Origin of the sequence: Bacteroides sp. HMSC067B03 (assembly GCF_001811315.1) — a bacterium.
In the GTDB taxonomy this organism is placed as follows: domain Bacteria; phylum Bacteroidota; class Bacteroidia; order Bacteroidales; family Bacteroidaceae; genus Bacteroides; species Bacteroides faecis.
On record NZ_KV804294.1, the window covers coordinates 1 to 20112 of the forward strand.

Sequence of the window (20112 nt, forward strand, 5' to 3'; positions counted from 1 at the left end):
CAAACTGAAAACAACCGGGGTTTCGGATTGATCCTTTTTAATTTGATTGTTTGTTTATTTATTACTGATGTATATTATCTATAAACAAACAGAGGCAGGTCTTTGATCGCAGAAAGGAGTATATTAAGAGATAATAGAATATAAAAGTACTTTATATGTAATCAATTTTTATATAATTTTTCTTTGATTTAGTGCTATAGTCCACTATGTTCTATAAATATAGAAATAAAAAAGTGCTTCCTTGTTCGTCCGCCGACGAGGAAGCACTCAACACAAAAACTAAACTAGACTTAACTAAACTATTCTATTCTTGGAATTTCACAATCCCTTTCTGTTCGTTGCAAAGTTACATATAAAACCGATTTCTGACAAACTATAATCGACAAAATTCACTTTTTTGTCGATAAATTTGGCATTCATCAACTTCTTTCGTCCAAAAAAGCCTGGAAAACCTGTTTGTAGCTATCACTAATGGGGATATACGTTTTGTCAAAGACAATACGGCCACGGTCGATCACCCGTATTTTGTCCTTCTGAACAATGAATGAGCGATGTACACGGATGAATCGGCTTGAAGGCAAAAGCTCTTCCATAGCCTTCATGCTCATAAGTGACAAGATAGGTTTGGCATCCTCTTCTGTATAGATTTTGATGTAGTCTTTCAATCCTTCGATATACATGATCTTTTTCAGTTCTACTTGCACCAGCTTGTAGTCACTTTTTACAAAGATACTGTCTATCTCTTCCGGTTTCTGCACCAGTTCAAACCATTGCAGGGCTTTATTTGCCGCTTGCAGGAAATCGACATACGAGATAGGTTTCAGCAGATAATCGAGTGCATTGACGCGATACCCGTCGATTGCATACTGACCGAATGCGGTCGTAAATACGATACGCGTGCGGGGATCTACCATCTTCGAGAACTCCAGTCCGTTAAGTTCCGGCATCTGAATGTCAAGGAAAAGAAGATCGACCTCTTCGCCCGGTAACTCCTTCATTGCCTGCACCGCACTGGAATACTTTCCTGTAAGTTGCAGAAACGGTGTCTTGTTTACATAACTTTCTAATAGGCCAAGAGCCAAGGGCTCATCATCTACAATGGCACAACGTAATATCATAATTCTCTCTATTTTATTGCTTAAATCTGATGTTTCTTATTCAGCATCCAATACTTAATATTTAATACCTGTCTCTCACACGGATACTCAATCTCGATTTGTACTCCTTGCCGTCTTCCGAAATTCCTTTCTGCCAAGTATATTGGCCGGGATAAAGAATCTCCAGTCGTCGGCTCACCTGTTCCAGTCCTATACCCGAACCGCTCTTGTCCGTTATGTTTTTGGGGTGATTGCTGTTACTTATTTCGCAGATCACTTCCGTGTCATTTTCTGCAAGATGGATATGGATGAAACTCCGTTCCGTAGGCGATATACCGTGCTTGAAAGCATTTTCGATCAAGGAGATAAAGATCAGCGGTGCGATAAGCGTCTGACTGTCCGGCTGGATGTCGATCTGCGTTGTCATCTGTACATTGGCGGACAGACGGATGCGCATCAGTTCGATATAGTTGCGGATAAAGTCAGTCTCCTTGCCCAGAGGGACATAAGTCTGCTGATTATCATACAGTACATAACGGAGCAGCTTACTTAGTTCCTGCACAGCCTGTTGTGCTTTGTCCGTATCGAAAGCAATTAATGCATAGATATTGTTCAATGTGTTGAGCAGAAAATGCGGATTCAGTTGGTTCCGCAGATTCTTCAGCTCTGCTTCCGAACGACTCCGTTCTGCCTCCTTGCGGGCTGCTTCCGCTTGCGTCCATCGGGCACTCATACGTATTGCGGCACTCAGTCCGATGGTGAAAACGAGGCTCAGCATATCTCTGACAAAGAACAGCCATCCCGGAGGAACTCCCGACCGGTGCTTGGGAACAAAGGAAGGGTCGAATGTCAGACTCCGCCAAAGATGCAGCATCAGACCGATGGCACACAACAGGAGAATATTGTAGGTAATATACCTCTTGTTCTGGCTCTGGAAAAGATACCGGGGAACCAGCAGGAAATAATTGACGTAGAACACGATCATAAAGGACAGCGGTACGGCAGAATGACGTACGTATGCCATCCAGTTGATGTTTCCGTTTTCGCGCTCTACGAAGAAGAACGGAAAACCGAACATAATCCCCCAGCCGATCACATGTATCAGTGCTTCCAGGGGACGACGTGCGGATGTAAGGGTTTGTTTCATAAAGACAAAGATAGTTTTTTATTCGTATCTGATAGCCTCTATCGGGTCTAAATCTGCAGCTTTCTTTGCAGGATACCATCCGAAGAAGACTCCGGTGACAGTACAGACGGCAAAAGAAAGGAAGACACTCCAAGGCTGGATGAAGATAGGCCAGTGTGCCACACTCTTTACTATCCAGCTGGCACCGCAGCCGATGACGACTCCGATAAGACCTCCCGTGATGCTGATCATGATCGCCTCGATGAGGAACTGACTCAGAATATCAACGCCACGTGCGCCGACGGACATACGCAGACCGATTTCGCGGGTACGTTCGGTGACGGATACGTACATGATATTCATGATACCGATACCACCTACCACCAGAGAAATTCCGGCAATGCAGGCGAGCAGGGTTGTCATCAGATCAGTGGTAGAGTTTAGCATCGTGCTCAACTCCTGTTGCGTACGGATGGTGAAATCGTCTTCGTCCGAGGCTTTCAGTTTATGGTTGCGCCGCAGGATTTCCGTGATTTCATCCGTAGCATACTCCGTCATGTCTTCGGTGAGGGCAGAAGCAAAGACACCCTGAAGATAGGTGACGGCAAGTAAGCGTTTCATAACGGTGGTATAAGGAGCCAGTACGATATTGTCCTGGTCCTGTCCCATAGAGTTGTATCCCTTTGCTTTGAGTACGCCTACTACCCGAAACGGTATTTTATTGAAACGGATAATTTTCCCTATCGGGTCGCCTCCATCCGGAAAGAGGTTGTCCACAATCGTCTTACCGATCACGCAGACCTTAGCCGAACTCTGTATGTCGGCTTCTGTAAACATGTCTCCGGTTTCTACGCTCAGCTGGCGGATTTCCAGATACTCCAGTCCGACACCGCTGACAGATGACGGGTAGTTGTTGTTACCCGCAATGAGCTGTCCCGATGAAGAAACGTTGGGGCTGATGGCAGACAGGAAATTGGTCTCATCACGCAAGGCTTCATAATCGGTCAGCTTCAACGTCTGCATGGCCGAAGGGTCTTGCCGGACACCACCCCGTCTGTCGGCTCCCGGATGGATCATGATCATGTTCGATCCCATCTCCGATATCTGTTGCTGGATGCTTCGTTTCGATCCCTGACCGATAGCGAGCATCGTGATGACGGAAGCGACACCGATAATGATACCAAGCATGGTGAGGAAAGCGCGTAGCTTGTTGTTTGCCAATGCCCGGAGAGCTATCTTAAATAAGTTGGTTCCATTCATAAACTATTGTTGCTTATTACTTAATACTTTTATTTTCAATCCTCGTCGCTCTTGGGCAATGCGGCCAGTGCTTCGGCTGCGGACAGAATATGTGAATTGACAGTATCTTCAATGACATGTCCGTCGCGCAGGCGGATATTCCGGCTGCTATATTGCGCGATTTCAGGATTGTGCGTTACGAATATAATGGTACGTCCTTCTGCATGAAGTTTCTGGAACAGGACAAGTATCTCGAAAGATGTACGTGTGTCAAGGTTTCCGGTTGCTTCGTCGGCAAGGATTACCGCAGGATTGTTGACCAGTGCACGGGCGATGGCTACACGCTGCATCTGTCCGCCGGACATCTGGTTGGATTTATGTTCCAGCCGGTCGCCCAGCCCCACAGCCTGCAACGCTTCGATGGCACGCCGGCGACGTTCGGCAGCGCTCACTGATGAATTATACATCAGCGGCAACTCAACGTTTTCTACAGCCGTCGTTTTTGGGAGCAGGTTGTAGCTCTGGAAGACGAAGCCGATTTTCCGGTTTCTCAGTACGGCACGTTGAGGCTTGCTCATCGTACGTACAGAGATGCCATCGAGCAGATATTCTCCGCTGGTAGGAGTGTCCAGGCAGCCCAATGTGTTGAGCAGCGTGGACTTTCCCGAGCCGGAAGTACCCATAATGGTCACATACTCGCCTTCGTTGATGGTGAATGAAACGCCCCGTAACGCATGGACGGTTTCTTCTCCCACCTGAAAGTCTCGTTTGATATTTTGAAGTTCAATTACTTTTTTCATACTCGGCTACTTGTTGCTTTTCTTTTTATTGTTTCCCGGAGGGCCCGGCATGAACGGACTTCTTTCTCCGCTTCCCTGATTTTGCTCAGCCTCTGCATTTTCGCCCGGCATGGCGCCTATGGTAGCTTCCGTTACAACTTTGGTTCCTTCGGCAACGCCGCTGATGATTTCTGTAGAAACACCGTTGCTGATTCCGATTTCTACCGGATGAGCCGTGAAGGTGGTTCCTTCGCGTGTCCATACCTTATGCTCACCTTCGCAGTCTTTCACAATGTCGTTTTTGCCGATCAACGGTTCTTCGGGAGTGAAACGTAATGCTCTGCTGGGAACAGACAATACATCTTTTTTATCGAGAATATAGATTGTGACGTTAGCTGTCAGACGCGGTTTCAGTTTCAAGTCCGGATTCGGAGCAGAGATCACCACTTCGTAAGTGACTACCGTGCTGGTGCTTGAACTTGTACTGCTGCTACTGCTTGCGTCTCCCAGACGAATCTGTGTCACGACTCCGCTGAACACATCGTTCGGATAAGCATCGACAGTAAAGCTGGCGCGTTGGCCTTCTTCGATACCGCCTATATCCGCTTCATCCACGTCTGCCACTACTTGCATTTGAGTCAGGTCGGCTGCAATGGTAAAGAGGGTAGGAGTTTCGAACCCGGAAGCTACCGTCTGTCCGGCTTCTACATCACGGCTGATGACTACCCCGTCAATCGGTGAAGTAATAGTAGCATAAGACAGGTTCCGTTCTGCTTTAGCCAAAGACGCTTTGCTGCTGTCGAAAGCACTCATGGCTTTCTGATAATTATAGAGAGCCTGTTCGTAGTCAGTATCGCTGATCAACGATTTATCGTGCAATCCTTTGCTGCGTTCGTAGTTCTTTTTCTGATACTCGTATTCGGCTTTGGCACCATCGTAAGTTGCCTGTTGAGAAGCCAGTTCACTCTGTAGAGTGATACGGTCCATTTCAGCAATCAGCTGTCCTTTGGTTACTACCGAATTATAATCTACATAAATCTGGTCAATGATACCGGATACCTGCGTACCGACTTCTACTTCTGTCACCGGTTCGATTGTTCCGGTTGCAGTCACCGAATTGGAGATATCGCCTTTACTGACAGTAGCGCTGGCATAAGTCACCTTGTGCTTTGCCGGAGAACCTGTAAAGAACCAGATTCCTCCGCCTGCTACTACGGCAACTGCCACAGCGATCAGGATAATCTTTTTCGTTTTCATTCTATATTTTGTTTTTACTTATTTATATTCTGCTTTTTATAAGGAAGAAGGCTTATAGTGCCAGTTTGTCCCCCTGATAGAATTTGAGCAACTGGGTATTCAGTATCGCCATATATTTAGCCTGAAGCTGCTCCTGCTGTGCTTGCAGCAGGTTGTTCTTTTCCGTTAACAGCTCTACTGTGTTCTTCATACCCAAGTCGAACTGTTCGCTGATCAGGTCGTAGCTGATCTGCGTACTTTTCAGTTTCTCATTCGCTGCCGCATAACGCTGTTGTGCGCTGTTTGCATCCAGCCAAAGTCCTTCGATCGTTTTATACAGCGTTTTCTGTTCGTCAAGTAGCGACAGCAGGCTCGTCTCACGCTGTAATTTAGCCTTCTGTACGGCACTCTTAGTCTGCCGGTTATTAAATATAGGAACGCTGACGGAGACACCGATGGAGTTGTTCCATCCGTTCTTTACCTGTTCTCCAAAGGTGAAGTCGCTGCCGCTGGTATGGTTGGTCCCGATTCCGGCGCTAAGGCTGATGGTGGGAAGGTAGCCCGCTTTGGCGATGTCGATACCCAGTTCCGATGCTTCCACATTAATCTTGCTCGCTTCAATCTCGGGACGAAGAGTGAGCGCACTCATATATACATCTTTTTTAGCAGGCAACGGCAACAGTACATTCTCGTCGGACAGGACGGGGAGATAGATGTTCATTTCATTCTCCCCATCGAGTTCGAGCAATTGTTTTAGTTGTAATTTGTAGTCCTGAAGAGTGGCTTGCGCTGTTACTAATTGATAACGGTCGGTGCTGACCTGAGCTTCCAACTGTGCAAAATCACTTTTAGCAATGCTTCCGGCATTCAGAAGTTCCTGTCCGCGATCACGCTGCGCAATGGAAACTTGCAGCGTGTTTTCGTTGACCTTGACAGATTCGGCTGCATAAAGAATCTGTATATAAATCTGGGCAATAGATTCCTGAATACTATTCTCTGATGTTTCTACATCCAGATTTGCGACCTGATTGTTCAGCCTTTCCTGCTTGATGGTGTTCAGTCGCTTGCTGCCATTGTAAATGGTCCACGAAGCATTCAGACCGTAATTGCCATTGTAACTGGTCTTGCTGGTTGTCTCGATCACTTCACTGCCGCTGACTGTTTTGCTCGATTCCTGATACGGACGGTTCACCATATTCTGGCTTGTGGAGAATGACAGACTGGGGAACAAGGCAGCTTTTGCCGTCTTCACGTCAATCTGTGTACTTTCCGCATTGACCCGGTTTTTACGGATCGTAATGTTCTGTTGCAACGCATAGTCGATGCACGACTGTAAATCCCATTGAGCGGGGAGATTCACCTCACTCCGGACATTGTCCTGCACAGAAGATTCTTGGGCGGATATACCGGGCAGCAACCCCGCTCCAAGAAATGCTATCACTGTCAATCTTCTTACATTTATCATATTCATATATTTCTATTGATTTACTGGAACGAAGGTACGTACATCTTATATTAGCTGCAAAAGTGATAGACAGATGGCGCTTTTTCGCCGTTAAATGTTTTTTTTCTGTCGATAGGCAGGTTTTCTGAGAAAAAACATACAAATCGCGCAACATTTTGCCTTACTTGTTTGTTTTAATTATAAAAATTGTATATTTGTACTCATTACAAATTATAGAGTCCGCTTATGAAGAATACACTACTTACGATCTGGAACTTTTATCTGGAAGGTTTCCGTAGTATGACATTAGGTCGTACCTTGTGGCTTATTATCTTAGTGAAATTATTCATTATGTTCTTCATCCTCAAAATTTTCTTCTTTCCCGACTTTCTCGGTGACCATCCCACGGATGCCGACAAGGGAACGTATGTGGGAAATGAGCTGATACAGCGTGCCCTTCCGGAGAAAACTACTGATTTTTAACTCTTAAACTACATAAGATTATGATTGAAAGTATTGACACCTCGCTGGTCGATTGGTCGAGAGCCCAATTTGCGATGACAGCCATGTACCACTGGATTTTCGTTCCGCTCACCCTCGGACTGGCTGTGGTGATGGGAATAATGGAGACGCTGTATTATAAAACAGGCAATGAATTCTGGAAGCGGACTGCCAAGTTTTGGATGAAACTTTTCGGTATTAACTTCGCCATCGGTGTGGCAACGGGGCTGATTCTGGAGTTTGAGTTTGGTACGAACTGGAGTAATTATTCTTGGTTTGTGGGGGATATTTTCGGTGCGCCGCTTGCTATCGAAGGTATTCTGGCGTTCTTTATGGAAGCTACGTTTATTGCGGTCATGTTCTTCGGATGGGATAAGGTAAGCAAACGCTTTCACCTTGCTTCTACTTGGCTGACAGGCTTGGGAGCTACCATTTCCGCTTGGTGGATTCTCGTTGCGAATGCATGGATGCAACATCCGGTAGGCATGGAGTTCAATCCTGATACGGTGCGTAATGAAATGGTAGATTTCTGGGCGGTGGCAACTTCGCCTGTGGCGGTCAATAAGTTTTTCCATACGGTGTTGTCCGGATGGGTGCTTGGCGGTGTGTTTGTTGTAGGTATCAGCTGTTGGTTCCTGTTGAAGAAACGTAACCGTGAGTTTGCACTTGCCAGTATAAAGATCGGTGCTATTTTCGGACTGGTCGCTTCGTTGCTGGCAGTGTGGACGGGCGATGGTTCCGGCTATCAGATTGCACAGACACAACCGATGAAACTGGCGGCTGTAGAAGGACTTTATGAAGGAGGTACCAAGGTAGGTCTGGTGGGAATCGGAATGCTGAATCCCGAAAAAGAGACTTACAATGATGGTAAAGACCCTTTCCTGTTCCGGATTGAGATACCCAGCATGCTTTCGTTCCTTGCCGAACGGGATGTGGATGGTTACGTTCCGGGAATTACGAATATTATCGAAGGTGGCTATCAGCTGAAAGACGGCACGACTGCCCTGTCGGCAGCCGAAAAAATAGAGCGGGGTAAGACCGCTATCGGTGCATTGGCAGCTTATCGTGCGGCAAAGAGTGCAGGACACGAAGAAGATGCCGCGGTTGCCTATAAAGTGTTGCAGGAAAATATGCCATACTTCGGATACGGATATATTAAAGATGTTAATCAGTTGGTTCCGAATGTTCCTCTGAACTTTTACGCTTTCCGTGTAATGGTGATCTTGGGCGGATATTTTATCTTATTCTTTATCGTTGTGCTTTTCTTTGTATATAAGAAAGACTTGAGTAAGATGCGCTGGATGCATTGGATTGCTTTGCTGACTATTCCTTTGGCTTACATCGCCGGACAGGCAGGTTGGGTGGTTGCCGAATGCGGTCGCCAGCCTTGGGCTATCCGTGATATGCTTCCTACGACGGCGGCTATCTCTAAATTGGATGTAGGCTCCGTTCAGGCTACTTTCTTTATCTTCCTGATCTTGTTTACCGTGATGTTGATTGCGGAAATCGGGATTATGGTGAAGGCGATTAAGAAAGGACCGGAAGAAGAGGTAAGTAATAGGTAACAGGTATTAAGTAATAAGTATTAAGTATTAATCGTAGCTGCTGGCTGATTTGTCATCGTGGTTGACGTTGTTACTTATTATCTATTACTTATTACTTGATACTATATATTGCTTATTACTTGAGCTAATACTTAATACTTAAAACTTAATACTTACATATTATGTATATATTTCTACAACAATATTGGTGGCTGGTCGTTTCCTTGCTGGGGGCCATACTTGTGTTTTTATTATTTGTGCAGGGAGGAAATTCTTTGTTGTTCTGTTTGGGTAAGACGGAGGAACATCGTAAGATGATGGTGAACTCTACCGGGCGTAAGTGGGAATTTACGTTTACTACGCTGGTAACGTTTGGAGGTGCTTTCTTTGCTTCGTTCCCGTTGTTTTACAGTACCAGTTTCGGTGGGGCTTACTGGCTTTGGATGATTATTCTTTTCAGTTTTGTGTTGCAGGCTGTGAGTTACGAGTTCCAGAGCAAGGCAGGGAATTTGCTGGGTAAAAAGACCTATCAGACTTTCTTGGTAATTAATGGGGTAGTGGGACCTCTGTTGCTGGGTGGAGCAGTCGCTACTTTCTTCACCGGTTCTGATTTCTATATCAATAAGGCGAATATGACGGATACGATTATGCCGGTTATCAGTCATTGGGGAAATGGATGGCACGGACTGGACGCGTTGACTAATATCTGGAATGTTATTCTCGGACTGGCTGTATTCTTTTTGGCACGTGTGTTGGGTTCGCTCTATTTCATTAATAGTATAGCGGATAAGGAACTGACCGATAAATGCCGTCGTGCAGTATTGAATAATACTATTTTCTTCCTTGTATTCTTTTTGGCATTTGTAATCCGTACATTGGTTTCTGACGGTTTTGCTGTCAATCCGGATACGCTGGAAGTGTATATGCAACCTTATAAGTACTTTATCAACTTTATAGAAATGCCGGTAGTTCTGATCATCTTCCTGACAGGTGTAGTATTGGTACTTTTTGGAATCGGTAAGACGGTTCTGAAAAAGACTTTCGACAAAGGAATTTGGTTTGCAGGGATAGGTACGGTGCTGACAGTCTTGGCTTTGTTACTCGTAGCCGGATATAATAACACTGCTTATTATCCTTCATATACGGACTTGCAAAGTTCGCTGACATTGGCTAACAGCTGTTCGAGTGAATTTACGCTGAAGACCATGGCTTATGTCTCTATTCTTGTTCCGTTCGTGATAGCTTACATATTCTATGCATGGCGTAGTATCGACCGTCATAAGATTACGGAGAAGGAGATGGATGAAGGAGGACATTCTTATTGAATATAACTTTTCCTAAATGGAATAACCGATTGAATATTTTATTGGGATTTACCGGAAATTCCCCTTATATAAGGCAATTTCTATGATATGGAGTTGACTTACATGAGGGGAGTTCTTTTAATTATAACATCCTCTGTAATAGCTTTTTTTTATGTAACTCATCTATCGTGTTTCAAGCAGAGATGTCTTTTGGGGTATTGTCAGTACTCTTGGCAAATAATAAATATACTAACAGGAAGATATTCGCTATTGGAACGACTAATACCAATAGCCACAGACCGGATAACGAAATATCACGCAATCTTTTCATACATTGTGCAAGAAAATACCATAATGTTATGAGAATCATAACTGTAGTTATAAACAGAATGATTCCTCCCCAAAAACTTAATGAAGGTGTTGTTCCCGGTTTGTAATCGCCTCCAAAGTGTATAAATAGATCGATCATGGATATTGCCAGACATACAATGAAATTTATAATTGACAGAATCATGGATAGCAGAAACTCTTTTCTATTAATTGTGCCTTTCAGGTTAAACTTTAATTCGAACATATTCGTGAGGTTTATTAGTATAAGATTTAATTTCCTTTTAAGGAATGGTAAGATGAGTTAGAGTATAAAGGCTGTTTCAAAATAAAAAAGAAACAGCCTTTTCCGTATTATTCAAATATATAGTCTTTTACTTATTCACTACATTTTCCGGTGTTCCGGAGATATAAGCCTGTAGATTGCTAATGGCAATATTCATCAGACGTTCACGAGCTTCTGTGCTTGCCCACGCGATATGCGGAGTAATGTAGCAGTTCTTTGCAGTCAGCAACGGATTGTCGGCACGAGGAGGTTCCGAAGAAAGTACATCTACTCCGGCAGCATAAATCTTGCCACTGTTCAGTGCATCTGCAAGGTCTTGTTCGTTAACCAATGGGCCACGACCTGTATTGATCAAGATAGCATTCGGCTTCATTAGAGCAAGGCGGCGTGCATTCACCAATTCATGAGTTTCCGGAGTGAGCGGGCAGTGCAGGCTAATGATATCACACTCGCTGAACAACTGATCCAAATCCATTTTCTTGATTTCCGGCGGCAACTGGAAGTGAGACTTTGAAGTCAAAGCATATACCTGCATGCCGAAGCCGATGGCAACGCGAGCAGTCGTATATCCTGTATTTCCCAATCCGACGAGACCGATTTTTTTGTCTCTCAGCTCTATCAGCGGAGTATCCCAGAAGCAGAAATCCTTGTTGTTTGCCCAGCGGCCTTTATGCACTTCTTCCGAGTGGTGCTGTACTTGCTGGCAGATATTGAGAATATGCGCAAATACCATTTGTGCAACAGAAGCTGTGCTGTATGCGGGGATGTTGGTGACAATGATGCCACGCTCTTTTGCTGCTGCCGTATCCACTACGTTATATCCCGTAGCGAGTACACCGATATATTTCAGCTCGGGCAGAGCAGCCATGTGATCGGCGTTGATGATTACTTTATTCGTCAGAATCACTTCAGCTCCGGCTGCGCGTTCCAATACTTCTTCGGGAGCAGTACGATCATAAATGGTACATTCTCCGAGAGCTTTCAAACCTTCCCATGATAAATCACCGGGATTGGCGGCAAAGCCGTCTAAAACTACTATTTTCATTTCAATTTAACTAGTTATTATAAGTTGCTTATTGTCTTATTTGCATTAGCTATTAGCATATCCTCTCATAAATTAATAGTTCATTCATGTGGTGTAACAGCTAATTTATGGCTTATTTTTTGAATCTTTCTCCCCATAGCTGCTGCATCCGTTCTGCATGCTTTTGTTCCGCAGCATTATTCTGTGGTTGCCAGATTCGTTTTTCTTTCAGTTCGTCCGGTAAGAATTGCTGTTTCACAAAATTACCTTCATAGCTGTGGGCGTACTTATATTCTTGTCCGTATCCCAGTTGCTTCATCAGTTTGGTGGGAGCATTACGCAAATGCAGGGGAACGGGTAAGTTTCCGGTAGAACGCACTAGCTCTAATGCATCGTTGATGGCACTGTATGCCGAGTTGCTTTTAGGACTTGTTGCCAGATAAATGGTTGTTTCTGCCAAAGGGATACGTCCTTCGGGCCAACCGATTTTCATTAGAGTCTCAAAACAGGCATTAGCCAGTAGCAGGGCATTCGGATTGGCCAGTCCTATATCTTCGGCAGCAGAGATTACGAGTCTTCGTGCAATGAAAGCAGGATCTTCACCACCTTCTACCATACGGGCGAGCCAGTAAATAGCGCCATCGGGATCACTGCCGCGAATGGACTTGATAAAAGCAGAAATGATGTCGTAGTGCATTTCTCCATCCTTATCATAAGCCAGCGGATTCTGTTGCAGACGTTCGGTTACCATGTCGTCAGTGATGACCACCGTTTCTTCCGTGTCCGATTCTACTACAAGTTCGAGTATATTGAGCAATTTGCGGGCGTCTCCACCGGAGAAGCGCAGCATTGCTGTCGTTTCTTTGAGTTCGATCTTCCGCTCTTTCAGTACCGTATCGGTAGCGATGGCGCGTTGCAGAAGCTCCAGTAAGTCTTCCTTTTCCAAAGACTTGAGCACATAAAGCTGGCAACGGGAGAGGAGAGGGCGGATTACTTCGAATGACGGGTTCTCGGTTGTTGCGCCGATCAGCGTCACAGTGCCATTTTCCACTGCTCCCAGCAAAGAATCCTGTTGAGACTTGCTGAACCGATGGATTTCATCAATAAACAAAATCGGGCTGGATTGCGAGAAGAAGCGGTTGCTCTTGGCACGTTCTATCACTTCACGTACGTCCTTGACTCCTGAAGTCACGGCACTCAGCGTATAAAACGGAGTTTCCAGCTTATTGGCGATAATCTGAGCCAACGTGGTTTTTCCTACCCCCGGAGGTCCCCAGAGGATAAACGAAGAAATGCGTCCCGCATCAATCATCTTGCGCAGGATAGCCCCCGGTCCAACTAAATGTTTCTGACCGATATAATCATCCAATGTCTTTGGTCGTAACCGTTCTGCTAGAGGTTGCATAGTTTTAGAATACCATTAATACCATGAAACGAATACCGTTCTTATTGATACCCGGGTTGTCACGGTAGGTGAAACGATGTACATATTCAACGTGCAGCAGCTTGAAAATGTTGTAGATACCTATGCTTCCCTCGATATACGGCACTTTGGGGTCCATCACGAAACTGGTGAACTTGCCGTCGCGTGTCGGGAAGCGGAAGAGATCGGGATTGCTGCTCTTGAATGGATTGTTCTTGTCGGTCAATGTTCCCCACAAGGCGCGGACACGGAACATTTCTCTCCATTTCAGATTCTTGATCAGCGGAATGCGGTTGAACAACTTTCCGTTCATGTCATAAGAAAGGGACATGGATGCATAACGGTCGTTCAGGAACTCCATATTGTTGATCAGGGAGAATGTTTCACGTTGAGTGATATATGACAAGTTGGCTTCCGGCAGAATCAATAACGGGAAAGGGACGACATTCCATTCTGCACCCGCTTTTACGCTGCAGTCTATCTTTCCCCACGAAGCGGGAAGCCAGAAGCGTTTCCAGATGCTTGCTTCCGTGCGGTTGAAGTTGTATTCTCCACCCAGTACGCCTTTGAAGCCCATGGCATGAGTCAGTGTAAAGATAGGAGCGTCCAGCGATACCGGAACACGGCGCTGCTTGGAGTTGACAAAAGACTCTCCCGGAGCATAACGCAGCGTCACACTTGCTTCGGAAGTCGTCACATCATGCACACGGGTTTGTGCAGCGTCATTCCGCAGGTATTCCAGTTTGCCGGCAGGCTCGTCGTTTCGATGACGGAGCATAGCTTTTACTCCGAATCCCGTAAGCGTTTCGAGTTCGTAGTTGATGGTGGCATCGCGCATATATGACATCTGGTCTACTGTCGTTGTTTTTATCGAAAGGAAGATGTTGTCTTTGTCCGTAAACAGGAACTTGTCCATCGGAGACATTACGTCATAACTGTATGTAGCAGATATGAAATGTTTGGGGAATTCCCACACCACATAATCCCGTTTGTTGAAAGAATAAGTCAGCGTTCCGCTATATTTCCACTTCTCATCTTTCAGACCGTAGGCTCCGTATCCGCTCAGGAACCAGTGTTTGTCAAAGTGGGCAGTAGTCATACCACTCAGGCGGAAGCGGGTTCCGTCGATGTAGTTGCTCGAAATCATCGTGTTGATAGGACCGATATCCACTTTACTCTTATGGTCTTTACTACCGGTTTCCACGAAGTTCTCGATCAGTGCTTTCGCACCAAAGATGATATATTTGAATCCCGGGATTTGTTCCAGACGATTGACGAATACATCCATATTGCTTTCCTTCTTGGTCAACGGTACTTGGCGCACACTCGCCCAATATTCGTCACTCTTCGAAAGCATATCGGCTTCTTTGATCACAGGGCCTTTCAGGCGGAACAGCCGCTGCTCTATCGGGTCAAACTTATAATTGCTGTATTTAGTCGTTCGTTCTACCTGTAGTCCTCCCGCTGTTTTGTTGGAGCTCCATGAAAGGTCTACTGTCATGTCGTCATCTGCCAATACCCAGTTTCCGTTAGGAAGTTGCTCGTACTGTTGCACGATGTCCATGCGGTTGACGAAGTTGACGCCACTCTTTTTAGGCAGGTTCATCGTACACTTCTGAACAGCATAGGTCGAATCTTTCAGCACATAAAGATGTCCTGTAAATCCGAAATCCTGTGAGTTCTGCGGTACGAAAGTCAGATGTACGCATTCGCGCTTGTCTACCATCAGCGTATCCATCAGATAGTACTTATAAAAGGAAATGGCATTGTTGCCGATAGGACTTACGAAACGCTGTTGGAGCAGCCGGATGTCATCGTCGTAGATGTTGATATCTGCAAAAACGTCCTTCAGCACAGTCCCCAGCATGTCTCCCGTAGAGAAAAACTCTTCGATACCGTTGGAGTTCTTTCCTTTGATGATGGTCTTTTTGCTTTCAGGGTCTTTCCGGAAGATGGTCTGTGATGCCGTCTCCTGCACGGAGATCGGGAGAATCAGTTTGTTGGTAGTCTCCGATACTTCTACCTGATCTTTGAGGAATGAGTATTTCTTGTAGATACCTCTTTCCAGTTTCTCCGGTGTCAGGTCGTTGATGGACATCTTCATTTTCTCGTACTTGTCGTACTGGTAGTAATCGTTCACTTCGAGCACCTGTGCTTTTTTGTGTTCGATTACCTTCTTCATGAATTCAACTGCCGGATTATTCTTTCGGGAATATTTTTCTTTCTGGGGTTTTACGACTACTTCAGTGAGCATTACATCGTCCGGAGAGAGCTTGACATTGACGGTCTGATTTCCGGAGCCTACTTTGACAGTTTTGCTGACATATCCGATGGAAGAGAAAATAAGCGTTCCACCGTTTCTTCGTGCGTCGAGCTTATATTCTCCGTCAATATTGGTGACAGTACCCATATCTCTCTTGTCTTGATAGTAGACAGAGATATACATTAGTGGTTCATGAGTGACTGAATCAGTTACAACCCCCTTTATTTGCTGCGCAAAAGCATTTGAAACTGCAAATACGACTAAGAGCAGTATTATTATTTTATTATATCGTTGTATCATAACGTTCGTAGTAGGGCTGCAAAGTTAACAAATAACTCTGAGTAAAATAGAGTATATAACTTTTTTTACCCATCGTTTTTTGTTATTTAAGCGAATCAGCCGTTGATTTTTGTTCATTTCTGCGTCATCCTCATCTCGGTGGTGAGTAATTTTCACCTCGGTGGTGAGCTACTTTCACCTCGGTGGTGAGCTACTTTCATCTCGGTGGTGAGTAGCCTTCATCTCCGAGCTTACAGAATTCGGTCCGTATGTGGAGCCATCATAACTTGTATGTAGAATACTTTAATAGAAGTTTGATTCATCCTTGCATGGGAGATTCGTTCATACCTGTTTAAAAGGGGCAGTCTCCAAAAACTGTTTGAGCTCCATACGAATCAGAAAAGAATATATTTAGGCACGGATTACACGGATTTCACGGTTTTAGTGCTATGATTACGTAAAACAACCGTGTTAATCCGTGTAATCCGTGCCTAATCCTCAATTTATAATTTTGTTCATTTCTGTACGGAAAGAAATAATCTGAAAGCAACCGGTTTTTTCAGATTAGTCTGTTTAAAAAGTAAATTGGCGGCGGCGAAATTCTTTCTTTTCTTTCTTAATAATTCTATTTCTTTAGAATAGAATTATATACTCTTCTCTACTCTTCTCTTCTCTACTGGTTTTGATTGGGTTTTTGCGCCCTATCCATGGGGGGGTCAGAGCTTTTAGTTTTTCAAATCAAGTAATATTTCCCCCATTGTTTTTTACCGAATTTCCTCCCGTTTTTCATTCGCTTTCCGGTAGTATTAGGTATTAAGTATGAATGCGAATCAGCAGTTGAGTCCGGTTCAATAACAAATGAACCGGACTCATTGCCTTCGTTATTTATTTGTTAAAATCTGTACGATTCGTTCGGCTGTTCGACCATCCCAGCGTTCGGGAAGTTCGCCTTTTTTCCATTCGCCTTTCATCAGCGTATCCATAGCCCGAGCGAGTGCGGACGGATCTTCACCGACCAGTTCATTCGTTCCTACGCGCCACGTTTCCGGATGTTCGGCATACGTATTGAGCGTAATGCAAGGGATGCCGAGGAACGTAGCTTCTTCGGCTACATTGCCGGAGTCCGTAATGATTCCTTTGGCTTTGTTGATCAGGTATCCGAAGAAAAGATAATTCTGCGGAGGCATGATGTGGAGATTCGGGGCTTCTATGCCGAGGTCTTTGACCGCATTGCGCACATAGGTGTGCATGGGAGCCACGATAGGCATACCGTCCGCTTTTTCGATCATAGTTTCCATCAATTGTCGCAGATTCTCTTTGTTGTTGAGTAGTACGCGTCGGTTGAGGGTGAGCAGGAGGTAATTGCCTTCCTGAAGTCCCAGAACAGAGAACCATACCGGCTTAAGCAGTCGGTTCCGGTTGAAGCGGACAGTGTCTACCAAAATGTTGCCGACGTAATAAACGTTTTCGCTTTCCGTACCCGTCTGATTCAGGTTTCGGTTGGCTACCATGCCGGCGGTAAACAGATAGTCGGATATTCCGTCGGTAATCATACGGTTCACTTCCTTCGGCATCTTCATGTCAAACGAACGTGTACCGGCTACCAGATGAGCTACTTTGATTCCTTGTTTCTTGGCTACGATGGCACAACTCATGGTTGCTGTCAGGTCGTCCACTACCAGAACGACATGTGCCGGATTCTCCGTCAGTTCCTGCTCGAAAGCGATCATGATTCCGGCTGCCAGACTGGTGGGGTTACTGCTCTCCACTCCGAGGTAAACGTCGGGAGCTTTCATGTCGAGATCCGAAAACAGGGAAGCATCCAGACTTGTATCGTCCCGTCTGCCTGTATATACCAAACGGTAGGAAATGCTTTTACCCAGCCCTCTTGCGGCTTCGATAGCGCGCGTGATAGGGGCTATTTTCATGAAATTGGGGCGTGCCCCGGCAACAATTGTTATTTTCATATTGTTTCTATCTAATTCGTGTAGCAAAAGTACATTTTCTTACGGAATTTATTCGTTACTTTGCATACAAAATAACAAATATATGCCCACATTCGTTCAGATTCTTGATTTTATAGGCACATTTGCCTTTGCTATTAGTGGTATCCGGCTAGCTTCGGCAAAGCGTTTCGACTGGTTCGGAGCTTATGTTGTAGGTCTTGCTACCGCTATCGGTGGCGGTACTATTCGTGATGTACTGCTGGATGTGACTCCCGGATGGATGACGAACCCTATCTATTTAATCTGTACAGGACTTGCCTTAATCTGGGTAATCTGCTTTGGCCGCTGGCTGATTCGTTTGAATAATACCTTTTTTATATTCGATACCATCGGACTCGCACTGTTTACGGTAGTCGGTGTGGGCAAAAGTATCGCTTTGGGCTATCCCTTCTGGGTGGCTATCATTATGGGTAGTATCACCGGTGCGGCGGGAGGTGTGATCCGTGATGTCTTCATTAATGAGATACCTCTGATTTTTCGAAAAGAGATCTATGCGATGGCATGTGTAGTAGGCGGCATCGCTTACTGGCTGTGCGATGCCGCAGGTATGGAATCTTATGTCTGTCAGCTCGTTGGCGGATCAGCGGTGTTCATCACGCGTATTCTTGCTGTGAAATACCACATTTGCCTTCCTATATTAAAAGGTAGCGAAGAGACTGACAGTGATTCTTAAGGATTTTACTTCTTGTTCTCTGTATCCAGTTCTCCCCGATAACTGATGGACTGGCGATTCTGCATGATGACGTCAATGCTGGCAGTACCGTTCGAGAATACTTTGGCACTGAACTCAAAGAAATCTTCCGGACTTCGGGCGGAGAACTTGATAACTGCATTTCCCTTCTTATCCAAATCCATTGTATATTCTTTGAGGGGGGCATTGAAGATCAGCCCGCTTCCTCCGCCATAAGGAACGCTATAAGCACGTCCGTAGTAGGGCAGGTAAGAGAATACCGAATCATTTCTGATTTCCAGCGAGTATGGAGAACTCAAAGTGATATTACGTCCACGCATGGGCATAGCTGTGTTGACGTCTATCTTGTAGTTTTCTGATACGATCAGCTGTCTGACAGCTTCTTTCTTTTGTTCCTTCTTCTCTTTCTTGGTTTGTGCGGAAAGAGTTGGGATTCCTGCCAGCATAGCCAGCAGTAGCATAAGGATTTGTTTTTTTGTTTTCATATCAGTTATAGTTTAGTGTATATATGTATAACACTCAAATATACTAAAAATAAGGAGTCTCCCTGCTTTCTTTAATGAAAATTAAACAGAAATCCCTAGAACTGTTCCAGAATGGAGATTCGTTTCTCGATAGGGGGATGTGTGGCAAAGAGACCGCTAAAGCCGCTGAGAGCACTTTCTGACTGCTTGCCGGGATTCTGAATGAATAACTGTGCCACATCTCCGCGTTTTACAGCTTCTATATTCGGATCATCTGAAATCTTACGCAGGGCACTGGCCAGTGCCAACGGGTTCTTTGTCATTTCAGCCGACCCGGCATCTGCCATATATTCACGTTTCCGTGAAATGGCGAAACGCATCAGGCTGGCAAAGAAGAAGCCGACAGCAGCGATTACTAAAGCAATCAGCATAATGAGGATGACACCTCCGCCATTTTTCCCATTGCTGCGTATGCGCGTGTGCGTGATAGTATAGAAGGTGATTTGTGCCAGCATCGAGAAGATTCCGACAAATACAATGGAGACAATTAGCAGGCGTACGTCCCGGTTGCGGATATGAGTCAGTTCATGGGCGATGACCGCTTCGAGTTCTTCATCGTTCAACTTCTGAATAATCCCCCTTGAGAGGGTGACGGTATAAGTACGGTCGTTGATGCCACTGGCAAAAGCGTTCAGCGAATTGTCGTCAATGATGTTGATTTTAGGAGTCTTCATTCCGTTCGCCATGCAGAGGTTCTCTACCAGATTGTAGACACGTTTGTTCTCCCTGCGGTCGAGCGGCTTTGCACCTGTGGCAGCTTTGATAATGCTTGTATTCATCCAGAAAGCAATCAGGAACCAGATCAGTACGATGCCCATTGTGTAGGGGAGGGCATTGATAAATAAAGGATTGATCATTTCCAGCATCCCTGTCTCCATGCTCTCGTCATGTCCTAGGGCAACCAGCAAGTAGCATGCCAAATAAAGCAGTGCTGCTACCAGGCAAGGAAATAGAAATAACAGAAAGACAGAGCGGCGGTTGTTCCGGCTCTGCTGTGTTTGAATTCCGACGTACTGCAT

17 protein-coding genes are annotated in these 20112 nt (G+C 45.2%); 4 read left to right on the top strand and 13 right to left on the bottom strand.

The features are described 5' to 3' along the window. Positions 1-419: 419 nt before the first annotated feature. The 6 genes from HMPREF2794_RS04795 to HMPREF2794_RS04820 form a co-directional block, all read right to left on the bottom strand. Positions 420-1118 (bottom strand): LytR/AlgR family response regulator transcription factor, encoded by a 699-nt coding sequence (locus HMPREF2794_RS04795; protein ID WP_010537778.1) that lies wholly within the window; start codon positions 1116-1118, stop codon positions 420-422. 61 nt (positions 1119-1179) lie between these two features. Beyond that, complete coding sequence (locus HMPREF2794_RS04800) at positions 1180-2244, bottom strand: sensor histidine kinase (RefSeq protein ID WP_010537779.1); 1065 nt, start codon at positions 2242-2244, stop codon at positions 1180-1182. Positions 2245-2262: 18 nt separating this feature from the next. Continuing rightward, positions 2263-3483: an ABC transporter permease gene (locus tag HMPREF2794_RS04805; RefSeq protein WP_070751054.1), complete on the bottom strand. Its 1221-nt coding sequence runs from the start codon at positions 3481-3483 to the stop codon at positions 2263-2265. A gap of 35 nt (positions 3484-3518) precedes the next feature. Further along, positions 3519-4262, bottom strand: a complete 744-nt coding sequence (locus HMPREF2794_RS04810) for an ABC transporter ATP-binding protein (RefSeq protein ID WP_010537781.1) — start codon at positions 4260-4262, stop codon at positions 3519-3521. Between the two features lie 6 nt (positions 4263-4268). Continuing rightward, a complete protein-coding gene (locus tag HMPREF2794_RS04815) occupies positions 4269-5498 on the bottom strand; it encodes an efflux RND transporter periplasmic adaptor subunit (RefSeq protein WP_022301053.1) in 1230 nt (409 codons plus the stop codon). Positions 5499-5550: 52 nt separating this feature from the next. Beyond that, positions 5551-6948, bottom strand: coding sequence for a TolC family protein (locus tag HMPREF2794_RS04820; protein ID WP_010537783.1), 1398 nt, complete (start codon positions 6946-6948; stop codon positions 5551-5553). A 219-nt stretch (positions 6949-7167) separates the two neighbouring features. Here HMPREF2794_RS04820 and HMPREF2794_RS04825 point away from each other — a divergent pair, with 219 nt between their 5' ends. The 3 genes from HMPREF2794_RS04825 to HMPREF2794_RS04835 all read left to right on the top strand — a co-directional run bounded on the left by HMPREF2794_RS04825 (position 7168) and on the right by HMPREF2794_RS04835 (position 10291). Next, positions 7168-7404, top strand: coding sequence for a DUF4492 domain-containing protein (locus tag HMPREF2794_RS04825; protein ID WP_010537784.1), 237 nt, complete (start codon positions 7168-7170; stop codon positions 7402-7404). 20 nt (positions 7405-7424) lie between these two features. Then, positions 7425-8987, top strand: a complete 1563-nt coding sequence (locus HMPREF2794_RS04830; protein WP_070751056.1) for a cytochrome ubiquinol oxidase subunit I — start codon at positions 7425-7427, stop codon at positions 8985-8987. A 161-nt stretch (positions 8988-9148) separates the two neighbouring features. After that, on the top strand, positions 9149-10291 hold the full coding sequence (locus tag HMPREF2794_RS04835; protein WP_010537786.1) for a cytochrome d ubiquinol oxidase subunit II: 1143 nt from the start codon (positions 9149-9151) through the stop codon (positions 10289-10291). Between the two features lie 172 nt (positions 10292-10463). Here HMPREF2794_RS04835 and HMPREF2794_RS04840 read toward each other — a convergent pair whose 3' ends face one another. From HMPREF2794_RS04840 to wecB, 5 genes are all read right to left on the bottom strand, one after another. Next, positions 10464-10844, bottom strand: a complete 381-nt coding sequence (locus HMPREF2794_RS04840) for a DUF805 domain-containing protein (RefSeq protein ID WP_022301050.1) — start codon at positions 10842-10844, stop codon at positions 10464-10466. Between the two features lie 127 nt (positions 10845-10971). Beyond that, complete coding sequence (locus HMPREF2794_RS04845) at positions 10972-11928, bottom strand: D-2-hydroxyacid dehydrogenase (protein ID WP_010537788.1); 957 nt, start codon at positions 11926-11928, stop codon at positions 10972-10974. 112 nt (positions 11929-12040) lie between these two features. Next, complete coding sequence (locus tag HMPREF2794_RS04850) at positions 12041-13312, bottom strand: replication-associated recombination protein A (RefSeq protein WP_022301049.1); 1272 nt, start codon at positions 13310-13312, stop codon at positions 12041-12043. A 4-nt stretch (positions 13313-13316) separates the two neighbouring features. Continuing rightward, positions 13317-15893, bottom strand: coding sequence for a DUF5686 and carboxypeptidase-like regulatory domain-containing protein (locus tag HMPREF2794_RS04855; RefSeq protein ID WP_022301048.1), 2577 nt, complete (start codon positions 15891-15893; stop codon positions 13317-13319). 860 nt (positions 15894-16753) lie between these two features. Beyond that, positions 16754-17839, bottom strand: coding sequence for a non-hydrolyzing UDP-N-acetylglucosamine 2-epimerase (gene wecB, locus HMPREF2794_RS04860; protein WP_010537791.1), 1086 nt, complete (start codon positions 17837-17839; stop codon positions 16754-16756). Between the two features lie 82 nt (positions 17840-17921). On the opposite strand from wecB, the gene HMPREF2794_RS04865 reads away from it, so the two are divergent. Beyond that, on the top strand, positions 17922-18551 hold the full coding sequence (locus HMPREF2794_RS04865; RefSeq protein ID WP_010537792.1) for a trimeric intracellular cation channel family protein: 630 nt from the start codon (positions 17922-17924) through the stop codon (positions 18549-18551). Between the two features lie 5 nt (positions 18552-18556). Here the strand turns inward: HMPREF2794_RS04865 and HMPREF2794_RS04870 are convergent, their stop codons facing one another. Both HMPREF2794_RS04870 and HMPREF2794_RS04875 read right to left on the bottom strand, forming a co-directional pair. Further along, entirely contained in the window at positions 18557-19054 is a 498-nt protein-coding gene (locus tag HMPREF2794_RS04870; RefSeq protein WP_022301535.1) for a DUF4251 domain-containing protein, read from the bottom strand. A 95-nt stretch (positions 19055-19149) separates the two neighbouring features. Further along, positions 19150-20112, bottom strand: coding sequence for a M48 family metallopeptidase (locus HMPREF2794_RS04875; RefSeq protein WP_010537794.1), 963 nt, complete (start codon positions 20110-20112; stop codon positions 19150-19152).